This window comes from Streptomyces sp. NPDC054841 (assembly GCF_053611045.1).
Window position 1 is genome coordinate 1 of record NZ_JBSGZO010000235.1, and the last position, 13,111, is coordinate 13,111.

At 68.1% G+C, this 13,111-nt stretch carries 6 protein-coding genes and 2 pseudogenes; 4 read left to right on the forward strand and 4 right to left on the reverse strand.

Going from position 1 to position 13,111, the window contains the following annotated elements:
• Positions 1-2,532 (forward strand): annotated as a pseudogene (locus tag ACWGI8_RS26690) (hypothetical protein); the annotation flags it as partial.
• Positions 2,533-2,630: 98 nt separating this feature from the next.
• Positions 2,631-4,004, forward strand: coding sequence for a COG1470 family protein (locus ACWGI8_RS26695; protein WP_453664621.1), 1,374 nt, complete (start codon positions 2,631-2,633; stop codon positions 4,002-4,004).
• 75 nt (positions 4,005-4,079) lie between these two features.
• Here ACWGI8_RS26695 and ACWGI8_RS26700 read toward each other — a convergent pair whose 3' ends face one another.
• The 4 genes and pseudogenes from ACWGI8_RS26700 to ACWGI8_RS26715 all read right to left on the reverse strand — a co-directional run.
• Entirely contained in the window at positions 4,080-6,125 is a 2,046-nt protein-coding gene (locus ACWGI8_RS26700) for an AAA family ATPase (RefSeq protein WP_453664623.1), read from the reverse strand.
• Complete coding sequence (locus ACWGI8_RS26705) at positions 6,122-6,805, reverse strand: DUF4255 domain-containing protein (RefSeq protein ID WP_453664624.1); 684 nt, start codon at positions 6,803-6,805, stop codon at positions 6,122-6,124. Before ACWGI8_RS26705 ends, ACWGI8_RS26700 begins: the two co-directional genes overlap by 4 nt.
• Positions 6,806-6,958: 153 nt before the next feature.
• Positions 6,959-7,615, reverse strand: coding sequence for a helix-turn-helix transcriptional regulator (locus tag ACWGI8_RS26710; protein ID WP_453664625.1), 657 nt, complete (start codon positions 7,613-7,615; stop codon positions 6,959-6,961).
• A gap of 724 nt (positions 7,616-8,339) precedes the next feature.
• Positions 8,340-9,251 (reverse strand): annotated as a pseudogene (locus ACWGI8_RS26715) (peptidoglycan DD-metalloendopeptidase family protein); the annotation flags it as partial.
• A 268-nt stretch (positions 9,252-9,519) separates the two neighbouring features.
• On the opposite strand from ACWGI8_RS26715, the gene ACWGI8_RS26720 reads away from it, so the two are divergent.
• Both ACWGI8_RS26720 and ACWGI8_RS26725 read left to right on the forward strand, forming a co-directional pair.
• Positions 9,520-11,919 (forward strand): penicillin acylase family protein, encoded by a 2,400-nt coding sequence (locus ACWGI8_RS26720; RefSeq protein WP_453664627.1) that lies wholly within the window; start codon positions 9,520-9,522, stop codon positions 11,917-11,919.
• A gap of 32 nt (positions 11,920-11,951) precedes the next feature.
• Positions 11,952-13,037 (forward strand): alpha/beta hydrolase, encoded by a 1,086-nt coding sequence (locus tag ACWGI8_RS26725; protein ID WP_453664628.1) that lies wholly within the window; start codon positions 11,952-11,954, stop codon positions 13,035-13,037.
• Positions 13,038-13,111 lie beyond the last annotated feature (74 nt).

Sequence of the window (13,111 nt, forward strand, 5' to 3'; positions counted from 1 at the left end):
GGCAACCATGTCTTCATCCCGCCGGCGGTCGCAGGGAACCCGCAGATCGTCGGTCACGAGCTCAGTCACCTCAGCGCGAACCTCAACGGCAAACCGGAGACGGGCCACGTCAACAGCGCCGGGATCCCGGTCACCGACCCCAACCAGGGCTCCGAGAGAGAGGCGGACACCGACGGCGCCGCCTTCGCCGCGGGGGAGAAGACCGCACCCTCGGTGATCGCCCAGAGGGCCGTCACAGGCGGCAGGGCGGGATCCGGTGGTGCCCCGGCCATGCCCACCCTGCAGCGCATGGCCGGCAGTCATGTCGTGGCCCGCGTGAAGGACACCAAGGGCAAGGCCAAGGCCACGGGCGAGGCCGAGGAGAGCAGCGAGCCGAAGAGCCAGACGGCTTGGAAGCGGCGCTTCGAGGAGATCGACGCAAGAGCCAGGCAGTGCACCTGTAGGCAGCAGGACCCGCATGCGGGCCGGGTCACTCCGAACGCCATGATCCGTCTCCCGCGTTCCTACAAGAAGCAGCCGGACGAACAGAGTCTGCGGCACATCAGCCGTGTGCTCTACAACGCCCTCGGCCATCTGGTGACACCGGAGACGGAAACCACCAGGACGACGGAGGGGGAGGCTTCGGCGTCGGCCGACGAGAAGGAGCAGGAGGTCGAGTCCATGCTGATCAACGGCCACCTGGTCTTCGCCACCAACCTGAATCAGACCGCCGTCGATCTCCACGCCGCGCTCCAGGCCGCCGACCCCGAAACAGACTCGGATGACGCGGATGCCCAGGCCCTGCGGGACATCATGCTCACCGACTTCGACAGCCTCGGCCATGAGGCCGACGAGGAGCAGGAGCCGGTGACGACGGATTCGGGCAAACGCCAGGCACCCGCGGGCGGCCCCCAGGCCGGCAAGCGACGCAAGACCGACAAGGGCGCCGCCCCCGGCCCCGCGCCGACATCGGCGAGGAACTACGACCGGAAACAACGCGACCGGCAGGCCCGGCTGAAGGTTGCCGAAGGCTTCAAGACACAGGCCATGCCGTCGGTGCCGCTGGACTCGGCGATGGACGTGGACGGTCCGGCTCCGGATGCCCGGGCCGCGTCCCACAAACGCGACAACCGAACTCTGCAGGGCCTGCGCAAAATGAAGTACATCCGCAAGATCGATGTCTCCAACGCCAGAGCGAAGGACCCCAAATACCGCGAATATCTGGCCGATTTGCTCAAGCCGACCGGCCAGTACGAGGAGTATGCGTACATTCTGGTCAACGGCGACATGAAGAAAAGCGTGCACGCCGAGCAGAAGCTGCTGATGTTGCTCAACAGCGCAGAGGTCAACAGCGAAACCCCGCTCGATGGCCCCGTGCTCATCCGTGGCCGAAAGCGGCCGTGTCAAGCCTGTCTCGGACTTTTGGAATTCGTCCGGAAAGATCTGAAGATCGACCTCCGCTACAACCCGAACGGAAACCACCACTTCACGGGCGCTGTCGAATCCGCCGTCAAGTACAACTACCGAGACGCCGGGGAGAAGTCCGAGGAATTTTATGACGATCTCGGTGAGCGGATGGGGAATATGCAGATCAGCCACGTCTCGGCCCCCAGGAAGGCGTCCGCCCTTGAAGGGGAGGGGGTCGGCGAGGTCGAATCGGACGACGAGGGCGACCGGCAGCAGAGGCTGACGCTGAAGGAGGTGCGGGACAAGGAGACGGGCAAGCTCAAGTATCTGAAATACCCGAACGTCGGCGAGCAGTACATGTCGGACACCGCGTCCACCAGCGATGCCTCGGGCGATTCCGATTCGGTCCCCGAGTTGACGACCAGAACGGGCCGGGTCAGCATCGGGGGTCAGTCCGGCCGGCGCACGAATACATCCGGCCAGGGCCCGGGTGCGCCTGCCCCCGCCACGCAGAATGTGCGGCATCAGCACGATTCAGAAGATTTCAAGAAGAACATCGAGCCGCTGTTGCTGAAGGAGATGGATGAGGATCTCAAGAAGAAACGGGAGAAGCGGGTGAAGCTTAAGGGGGAAGGGAAGAGGCCCGCGAAGGAAGACAGTTACCAGTTCTCCGACTCCCTGATCCACAGGATCAGTGAACTGACGAACAAGGAGAATCAGCAAGCCACCAAGAAGGCGATCGCCAGTTGGTTCGGCATCGAATCGTCGGCGCTACCGAAATTGCTGGACCAGCCGAACAAGGAACCAAAGCAGGCCCGGCAAGCGGATGGGAAGACCAAGGATGAGATCGTCGGTCAAATGAAGACCCTTGATCCCGCCTTCTACAGCGAATGGAAAAGACTCAAGGACGGCGAGGTCATGGCCAAGATTCCCGAATTCGAGAAGGGATTCAGGAGGTTGTTGGGGGAGATCATGTACGGGCGCCCGGGCAACAATATCTCCCCGGCGTCACTGGCCAAGAAGGTTCTCAGAGTGAATGAATACACATTCAAGAACAGCCGGGCACCAAAGATACGTGATGAGTTCTACCCCGGGCAGAAGGACAAGGACAAGGCCAAGGCCGGTGCGGGACGGGCTCCCCGATGACCCGTCAGGACCGGAGGACATCGCCGCCGCCCATCAGGGCAACCAGCTCTGCCCGGCAGCCTCCTGACGGAACCCGCGTTCCCTCCTAGCGTCGTGGCGTGAGCCTTTGGACCTCTTTGGAACCTGCATCTGCGACCGTCGACCCCGGCAGCAGCACCACCGTGCGGCTGAAGGTGCGCAACACCGGTGACATCGTCGACGAGTACCGCTTCGAACCGGTCGGTGCCCTCGCGCCCTGGACCACGGTGGAGCCGCAAACGCTGCGGCTCTATCCGGGAACGACCGGCACGGTGGAGCTGACGTTCGCGCCGCCGCGTACGCCGGACGCGACCGCCGGCCCGAATCCCTATGCCGTACGGATCACCCCGACCGAACATCCGGATTCCCCCGCCGTCCCCGAGGGCAACCTCACCATCACCCCCTTCACCGAGATACGCGCCGAGCTGGTGCCGCCGACGGTGAAGGGGCGGTTCCGGGGGCGCCCGCGACTGGCCGTGGACAACCTCGGCAACACCAAGGTCACCGCCTCGCTCAGCGGCAGTGACACCGGCGACCGGTTGTCGTACGACCTCCAGCCGGGCAACGTCCAGATCGATCCGGGCCGGGCCGCGTTCATGAAGGCGACACTGCGGCCGCGGCAGATCACCTGGTTCGGTTCCAAGCAGGAGCAGCCGTATGCGCTGACCGTGCGACGCTCCGGCACCGAGCCGATGAAGGTGGACGGAACCTATGTGCAGCGCGGGGTCCTGCCGGGCTGGCTGGCCACCAGCTTCGGCCTGCTCCTCGCGCTGACGATCGCGTTCGTCACCATCTGGCTGACGTTCCAGCCGCAGCTGAAGAGTGCGGCGCGGGAAAAGCCCCTGGCGGGCCACGACATCGCACCGACCAAGCCGTCCGCACCGATCAGTAGCGCGCCTCCCCAACCCGACAAGAAGCCGGACGACTCCGCCGAGCCCGGCGACTCAGGGGGCGACGGTGGGGAGGACCAGCCCGAGCAGCCCGCGGAGCGGACCGCGGCCACCGCGGTGCGCGAGCTCGCCGCACGCAGCCAGGGCCGGCATATCTGCTACCGCGCCTACGTCGCGGACGCCGGCTGGCAGGACCCGGTGTGCGACGGGGCCGAGGCCGGGACGGTGGGCAAGGGCACGCCCATCAAAGCCCTCAACATCGCCGTGTCCGGCACCAAGGGCGTCACCGGCTCCAGTGCCTATGTCGGCGAGGGCTGGCGGAAGGGCGACGAGTGGTTGTCGGCGGTCGACGAGCAGGACATGGTCATCGGCAGCGACAAGGAGGCGGACCCTCCCATACAGGGATTGACCTTCAAGGTCTTCGACGGCTCGGTGTGCCAGGACTCCTATGTCAAGGACAGGCAGTGGATGGGCCAGACGTGCACCGACCCCGGCGGGTGGAAGTACGGCGGAAGCCCGATGGAGCTGAACCTCCAGCTGGAGGCGGTCCGTTTCACCGTGTGACCACGCCGCCGCGTGGCGGGGAGGGTACCCGGAACGCGTGGCGGAACGTGGCAGGAAGGGCGACGGCCCTCGCCGTCACCAGTTCGCTTCGCCCGGGACCAGTCGGCCCGCCTTGCGGTACTCGCGGCGGGCGCCCTCCCACAGGTCGCTCGCCCCGACCGACCGGTCCCGGCCGGCCGCGAGATAGGCGGCGGTGACCACCGCACTGCGGATCGCGCCTCCGGCCAGCTCGAAGTCCCGGGCGAGGGCGTCGACGTCGATGTCCTCGGCGCGGGGCATGTGCGACAGGCCGTGCCGCCACAGCGCCAGACGCTGTCCGGCGTCCGGGAAGGGGAAGTCGACCACCAGGTCGAGACGGCGGGTGAAGGCGTCGTCGATGTTGGCCCGCAGGTTGGTGGTCAGCAGGGCGATGCCGTCGAAGGACTCCAGGCGCTGCAGCAGGTACGCACTCTCCATGTTGGCGTACCGGTCGTGGGAGTCCTTGACCTCCGAGCGCTTGCCGAAAACGGCGTCGGCTTCGTCGAAGAGGAGCACGGCGTCCGTGCGGTCGGCCTCCGTGAAGATCCGCTCCAGGTTCTTCTCGGTCTCGCCGACGTACTTGTCCACGATCGAGGACAGCTGGACCACGTACAGATCGACACCCAGATCGGCGGCGATCACCTCCGCGGACAGCGTCTTGCCGGTGCCGGACTCTCCCGCGAACAGTCCGACGACTCCGCGCCCGCGGCCACCGCCGGCACTGAGCCGCCAGTCGCCGAGGACCCGGTCACGGTGGCGGGCGCGCAGGGCGAGTTCCCGTAGCTGGGCGAGTGGCCCGTCGGGCAGGACCAGGTCCCGCCAGTCCACCGCGGGCCGGATCCGGCGAGCATGCCGTTCGAGGCCCGAGGCCGACTGCTGCCGGGCGGCGAGCCGGACGTGGGCGGCGGTGAGCGGGGTCCCGTCGAAGGCGGCGAGCGCCGCGGCGGCACGGGCGGCGCGCCCGATGCGCTCACCACCGAGGCGGTACGGGGCCACGGTGCCGGCCAGGTCGAAGCCGTCGGCGGCCGGACCCAGCGCGGTCCGCCAGGCGGCCGCACCTCCTGCCGGATGCCGGGGCGCCTGCAGCACCAGCGGGTCGTGCGCGGACCACTGCGGATCGTACGGACGAGGATCGGCCAGCAACACGGTCACGTCCGTTGCTCCGGTCAACTCACTCACCATCGGGCCCGGTTGGCCGGGCAGACCGCACACCACGACCGCCCGGCCGCTCAGGCGGGCCTCCCGCAGCAGCTCCGGGACGTGGTCCGCGGAACCGGAGAAGCGCAGCGCGCCTACGCCCGCCGTGTGCAGAGCGGACGCGAGGGCGGCAAGGGCGTCGCCCTCGCGGTGTTCGCGTAGGTAGGCGGTGAACGGTCCTTCGCCGAGCCGGGTGGCCAGCCGTTGGACGAAGTCCTCGTCGTGCTCCGCGGTGTGCAGCGCGTCCGGCATCGGCAGCAGCCGGCCGAGGAGCGCGGCATCCGGGGTGTCGTCGCCCAGCAAGTGGGCGGTGAGGCGATCGGGCACGCACAACGAGCGGGTGAGGAGCGGGCGGTCGGCCTCCTCGACGGTCAGCAGACCGAGGGCGCGCAGCGGCGCCGAGAGGTGGAAGCGTGCGCGGGCCTCCGGCAGGTGCCCGGGCACCCCGCACAGGTCGAGGGCGAGTCCCACGGTGGCGCGGCGGCGGCTCACATCGTCGTTGAGGTAGCCGTAGAGCGGTTCGAAGGCGCGGTCGAGGTCGGGGGCGAGGGCGATGAGCACCACGGCGGTATCGAGCTCGGTCAGCCGAAGCCGGACGGCTGTCCGAGCCAGCCGGTCGTCGGTGTCCTCCAGCCACCCCGTCGGCCCGGCCGGCGGTACGGCCGCGTCCGGTACCGGGTGCGGCCAGGTGCGCAGCAAACGGCGCACGGCTTCCTCGGACACGTAGAGGCCGCGCAGGGGGTCGTTCGCGGTGGGGTCGTCGGCGGACCGGTGTTCGACCAGGGCGGTCACCGTCTGCCGCAGTCCGGCCAGCCGGTCGAGGAGGGAGCGGGTCGGGTCCGCGGCCTCGGGGTCCCGGGGCCGGGCGGCTGTGGGTGAGGTGCTGTCCGGGGCCGAGGTGTTCATGACTGCTCCCTGCGGCGGGCCGCCTTCTGCTCGCGCGCGGCGCGGGCCGCCGCTACGTGGTGGGGCCGGTGGGCGCGTTCCGCCGACCGGAGCGAGCCGCCGTCCACATCGCGTACCCGGACCGCCGCGCCCTCCGTGACCGGGGGCCCGGCGTCGTACTCGGGGTACGCCGGGAACGGCACGGTCACCACGACGTCAAGGGAAGGCTTGAGTTCGCCGCCCAGCGCGGACCAGATCTCGGCGAGGGAACGCGAGTCCGTAGGGACGCTGCCCACCGACACCGACACCGGCACCGGCAGGCCGAGGAGGCCCAGCGTGCCCGGAAGTTGCTGAGGAGAGAGCAGCTCATGAGGCAGCAGCGTCGCCAGTACCGCCGACAACAGCCGGTGTTCGTCCGGCGGAGTCTTCGTCCAGGCCGTCACCAAGTAGGACAGCCGGAACCAGCGCGGAGCCCGGCGGCGGCGGACGACGATGTCCCGCTCGTCGCGCACCGGCGCGCGACCGCCCTGCCGCCGGGACACGTCCTCCCGGATGTCGTACAGGTAGGCGTTGACCACCGGAGCGTTGCGCCGGGCCGCCCAGTCACGGGTGGGGACGTCGAAGGACACCTCGATACCCGAGCCATCCAGTGCCCCGCTGCCGAGGACCTCTTTGAGGACCTCGTCCACCTCATGAATCACTTTCGCGCTCCCGCCCGCCGCCACCCGCCGAGGGTGGCTCCGCGCCCCCCTGTCATCGATCGTGCTCCCTGCACCGTCCTGGGTGCACGCACAGTGGGGACGACGGCGGGGCAGCGCTTCTTGCCTCAAGGTGCCCCTCCGTCGCCCGTCCGGTCAGATGTAACCCTCGCGGAGTGCGTACGCCACCGCGTGCGAACGATTGCGCAGATGCAGGCGGGTAGTGAGTCCATGCATGACGTTCTTGATGGTGCGTTCGGAGTAGGAAAGCTTGGTGGCGATCTCTGTCGTGTCAAGGCCGTCGGCCACCAGCCGCATCACGTCCGCCTCGCGCGGAGTGAGACCCAGGAAGGTCCCCGACCGGTCGGCGCCACCCCGGTGCAGCTGCCCCACCTGGCTGATGAGTCGGCCGACCAGGTCCGCGGGCAGATCGCCACCGCCCTCGGCTGCGGTCAGCACCGCCTGCACCAGCCGATGTGCGGTGGCCTCGCGGCGCCAGACGATGGCTGTGGCACCGCACTCGATGACGTCCAGCAGTTCGTTCTCCCGGATCGTCCCCACGACGAGCACCACCCGCGCCCCCTCGCTGCGCACCATCCGCCGCAGCCGGACGAGCGAGGCCTCGTCGAGAACGTCCTCGACCAGCAGGGCCACCGTCGCGGAGCCGAGATCCTCACACAGGTCGACCTCCGGGTGCCGGCGCAGCTGGCTGAGGACACCCTCATGGCTGATCGGATCGGGGGCTGTGACGGCTACCCGCACCCGGCTCGCTGGGGGGACGGAGGCTGTGGCGGCCGGATGCGAGCTGAACAAGTGTTCCCCCCTCTGTGCACTGGCACGTCCCCGGCCAGGACTGTCGCTGTGGGACGGGTGCGCGGTCGCAGACCCTGGGGTTCCGCGATGCCTGGCAGAACTGCCTCCGTGATCACCGTGTCTGCCCCTTGCGTCCGGGGCCGTTACGTGACTGCGGTACCGACCATGCCGCCGGGAAGGGAACCGTCGCGTCGGCAGAAACTACGTAGCGGGGCATCTACGTAATCCCGCGCCGGGCGTGGGAGAACCTGGGCCGGGCCGTCGGGAAGTACGTCGCCGCGCACCACTCCCTCATCAGCATCTGCTTCCCGCCTCAGTCCCTTCCCACCGATCCTGAGCCCCGGAGGGTTCGCGGGTCCAGGTGAACAGATCGTTGGACATGGCGAGGTTGATCGCGGCACCGCTCTCTCCGCCCGCGGCGTAGAACATCCAGAACCTGCCGTCAGCCTCGACGACGTGCGGCGCCCACAGGTGCTCCTCGCCGAAATGGGACGGGTCGACGGTGAGCGCGTCGGCGTGGGTGGTCCACGGCCCGTGCGGGCTCGACGCGGAGGCGTGAGCGAAGGCGATCTCCGCCGAGCTGTCCGGGGATTCGCCGCGCGGCGCGCTGTCCCCGACGATGCCGAACAGGTGCCGACGGCCCTTCGCTTTGATCAGCGTGTGATCGTTGAGATGGCGCGGGCCGGCGGAGGTGGACGGGTCGTAGACGTACGCGAAGGGTCCCGCTCCGACCCAGTGAGGGGAAGACTTCGACGCGGCCGTCGGGGGTACGTTCGCTGGTGAGCTGCGAGTCGGCGGGGCCGCCGGTGGGTTCCCATTCGGACCAACTGGTGGGGCTGGTCTGGTACTTGTGGAATACGCCGACCGGTCCGGAGGCGAAAACTTCCAGGCGTCCGTCGGCGTTTTGGTCGACGGTCAGGTCGCGGCCGCCGCCGAAGGTGTCCCACCGGGACCAGCCGCCGTTGGGGGCGGTCTGGTACTGGTGCTGGAAGGTGTTCCCGTTGAGGGCGAACAATTCCAGGCGGCCGTCGGCGTTGGGTGCGATGGCGAGTTCGGCGTTGCCGGGTCCGCCGAGGGCTTCCCAGGCCGACCAGTTGCCGTTGACTCCCTGCTGCCAGGCGTGGTGGATGCCGTCGGATCCGGCGCCGAACACCTCAAGGCGCCCGTCCGTCGACCGCGCCGACACGACTCGGCCCGACTCCGCCGGATACACGAGCGGCCGGGGCCGCGGGCCGCTGCCTGGGGTGCAAGGCAGCACAACGCCGCGCTCCGCGAGGTAGACCTCGGGGTCGATACCGTAGGAGGTGGACCGGTCTGCCCAGATCCGCAGGTGGAGGTGGGGACCGGTGGAGTTCCCCTCGGCGCCCATCAGGGCGATCTGCTGGCCGGCCACGACGTGGTCGCCGACGGAGACGTCCCGCTGGGACATGTGCCCGTACTCGGGAATCCTCCCGTCTGGGTGCTGGACACGGATCCACTGGCCGTAGTCACCGGTGTACCCGGAAATGGTCACCTCGCCGTCGCCGACGGCGTAGATCGGCGTCCCGACATCGTTGGCGATGTCGACGCCGTTGTGGCCGCTATGGACGTGCGGATACCGGTGTTGCCGAAAAGTGGGCGGTCTGGAAGGTAGCAACGGGACGGGGCCGGGAGACCCCGGAAGATTACGGACTGACAGGCGGAAGCGCGTCGGCGATGCCGTTTCTCCCGGTCACACGGGGTCGAGTGGAGTACCGGACGGCACTGGCGCCCCTGGGGTGCGTCGGCATCATCGAGATTTCATCGGTCCTCCTTAGCGTGGCCGCGTTCAGACGACGGCCTGTGAACAGAGGAAGGACGGCTCGATGGCGCGAAGGAGATTCAGAGCGAGGCTGCCGATGGCGGTCATGGCCGCGGTGGCGGTGATGAGCACAATGGCGGCCACCGGGTCGGCGGCCACGGAGGCAGCCGCCGCCGAACCGGGGCCGGACAAGCCGACGATCCGTTACACCGAATACGGAATCCCGCACATCATCGCCTCCAACTGGGAGGACCTGGGAACGGGCTACGGATACGCGGCGGCCAAGGACAACATCTGCACCTTGGCCGACACCTATCTGATGGTCAACGCCCAGCGGTCCCGCTATCTGGGACCCGATGGCAGGACGAGCCCCGGCAAGGACCAGAACACCACATCCAATCTCAACAGTGACCTGTACTTCCAGCGGATCAAGGGCAACGGGGTGGTGGAGCGGCTGCTGGACCTGCCCGCCCCGAACGGGCCGGAGCCGGAGGTCAAAGAGGCCATCCGCGGCTACGTCCAGGGATACAACCGGTACCTGTCCGAGACGGGCGTGAACAACATCAGCGACCCGGCCTGCCGCGGTGCGGCCTGGGTGCGGCCGATCACGGAGCTGGACGTCTACCGGCACGCGCATGCCGAAATCATCATGGGCAGCGCCGATGCGCTGCTGGACGGTCTGGTGAACGCCACACCCCCGGGGGCGTCGACCGCCGCGCCACCGGCCTCCTCACCCGCGAAGACCGCGAAGAAGATCCGCGACGCGATGGCGGTGAGCAGTCAACAGGGCATGGGCAGCAACGCGTTGGCGGTGGGTTCGCAGGGCGTGTCCGGCGGCACCAGCATGTTGCTGGCCAACCCGCACTTTCCGTGGCAGGGCAAGAACCGGATGTGGCAGAGCCAGCTGACGATTCCGGGTAAAGTCAATGTCTCCGGGGCCAGCCTGCTCGGACTTCCCGCGGTGAACATCGGCTACAACGACAACGTCGCCTGGAGCCACACGGTCGCCACCGTAGCTCCGTTCGGGCTGTTCGACGTGCAGGTGGATCCGCTGAACCCGACCAAGTACCTGGTCGACGGTAAGTGGGAGCAGATGACCTCGCAGCAGGTCGGTGTCGACGTGCGGAACGCGGACGGCTCTCTCGGCAGGGTCACCAGGACGTTGTGGTCCACCCGTTACGGCCCGATCACCACATCGATCCAGGGCGTTCCGCTGCCCTGGGTGGTCAGCGCGCACGCGGTGCGCGATGTGAACATGGACAACCTGCGGGCGATGAACACCTGGTTCCGCCTCGACCAGGCCAAGGACGTCCACGACGTGGTGAACACCCTGGAGACCACGCAGGGCGTTCCCTTCTTCAACACCGTCGCCTCCGACCGCAAGGGCAACGCGCTGTACGCGGACATCCAGGCCACCCCGAACATCACCGACGAGCACGCGAAGTCGTGCCTCACCATGACCGGTCAGCTGCTCTTCAACCCGGGGTTACGCCCGTCGAATGTGCCGCCGGTCTCCATCTTCGACGGCAAGCGCAGCGAGTGCGACTGGCCCAACGACCCGAACGCGGTCGGACCAGGACTGCTGGACCCGCACAAGCAGCCACGCCTGATCCGGTCCGACTTCGTGGGCAACGCCAACGACAGCGCCTGGCTGGCCAATCCCGAGCAGCCGCTGTCCTTCCCCAAGGTGATGGGCGACACCGCGGCGCCCAGGTCGTTGCGTACCCAGGAGCTGATCCTGACCGCACAGAACCGGATCAACGGCACCGACGGCTTGCCGGGCAAGGGCTTCACGCCGGAGACCATGGGGAAGTTGCTGTTCGCCGACAACAGCAGGGCGGCCGACCTGACGCTCAACGCCACGGTGACGGCGTGCCAGAGCGTCCCCTTCGGGCTCGTCCTGGTGGACGGCAACCTGGTCAACGTGAGCGAGGCATGTCCGATCCTGGCCGCCTGGAAGGACCACAATTACACGGCGGACAGCCGGGGATCCTGGCTGTTCGCAAACTACTGGGTCCGCCTGCTCGGCGGACAGTCGAACGAGAAACTGCCGTGGCGGGTTGCTTTCGACCCCAAGGACCCGGTGCACACGCCCAACTCGCTGGACTCCGGAAACTCCGCTGTCCGCGACGCGTTGGCCCGGGCGGTTCTCGCGCTGCGCAAGGCGGGAATTCCGCTGAACGCGTCACTGTCGGACGTCCAGAAGGTCACCCGTGGCGGTGAGCAGATCCCGGTCCATGGCTCGATCGGCGAACTGGGCGTGCTGAACGTGATCACTCCTGGTCAGGTCGACGGAAAGCTGGACATCGTCTTCGGCTCCAGTTTCATCCAGCAGGTGCGGTTCACCTCCGAGGGTTCGCCCCAGGCGTTCTCCGTCATGGCCTACTCCCAGTCGGCCAACCCGAACTCGCCGCACTACTCCGATCAGACCAAGCTGTTCTCGGCCGGCCAGTGGGTGACCGAGCGGTTCACGGAGGAGCAGATCGCGGCCTCACCGGAATTGCAGACCAAGGTTCTGAACTGAGAATGCCGAAAAGACTCACGAGGGGGCACGCCGTGACAAGGAGATCGAACTGGTGGCGACTGGCGGTGGCGTGGATGCTCGCCGCCGTGGCCATGGTCGCGCCGGCGGCTTCGGCACAGGCCGCCGACGGCGGCACCGCGCCGCCACCGATGGCGAACGGGTTCGGCCTGACCCAGGTGGGCACGCCGACAGGAACCGCCACCAACTTCTACCTCACCGTGACCACACCCGAGGTCGCGGGTGAGCAGCACGTCAAAATCATTCTGCCGAGCGGCTACTACGACGACCCGGGCAGGCGCTACCCGGTGCTGTACTTCCTGCACGGATCACCCGACGACCCCGTCCAGCAGAACTATCCGGCGCTGACCACGTCGAACCAGATGATCACCGTCATCCCGGACGGCGGCGCACGGGGCTGGTATGCCAACTGGCTCAACCAGAAGACTCAGGCCGGTGCCCAGAACTGGGAGAACTTCCATCTCAAGCAGGTGATTCCGTTCATCGACGCGAACCTTCGGACCATCGCCACCAAGCAGGCGAGGGCCATCGCCGGCGTCTCCATGGGTGGCTTCGGAGCCTTCCACTACGCCCAGGTCCGTCCCGACCTGTTCAGTCAGACCGCATCCCTGTCAGGAGACATCGACCTGTCGGTCAGGTCCATGGACCTACGGCTGGCCGTCGTCGCCTCCCTCATCGACGCGACGGGCGCGATCTGCGGCTCGGCATCCGGGGCCTGTGACCCCAACGACTCCCCGTACAAGCCCGCTGTGGACAGTGACGCCGCGTTCGGTTCGCCCTACCCGGTGTTCAACGCCGACTGGCGGTGGAACGAGGTCGACCCGTCGCAGCACATGGACAGGCTCGCCAAGGGCGGAGTCGGGGTCTCCATCTACGTGGGCGACGGAGGCGGCTCGCCCCTGGAACCGGAGTTCTGGGTCGCAGGCGCGGCCAAGAACGTCAAGGCCGGCATGGACGCCCTGGGCATGTCCTACTACTACGTCAACTACGGCGACGGTTCCGGCTGGGGCACCAAGTGCAACGGCGGCCACAACGCCGGCTGCTGGCAAGAGGATCTCCGAGACCTGATTCCCAGGCTGGAGAGGGCCTTCGCCTCCTGACCGGCTCGGGCCCGGACCGTATCTGACGACACGCGCCCGCCGTCGACCCGCCCACCGCTCGTGCGGTCTGGGGG

Coding starts and splice junctions, on each gene's coding strand:
- ACWGI8_RS26700 (WP_453664623.1), bottom strand. CDS start 6,125: ATGAACACCTCGGCCCCGGACAGCACCTCACCCACAGCCGCCCGGCCC.
- ACWGI8_RS26720 (WP_453664627.1), top strand. CDS start 9,520: ATGAGCACAATGGCGGCCACCGGGTCGGCGGCCACGGAGGCAGCCGCC.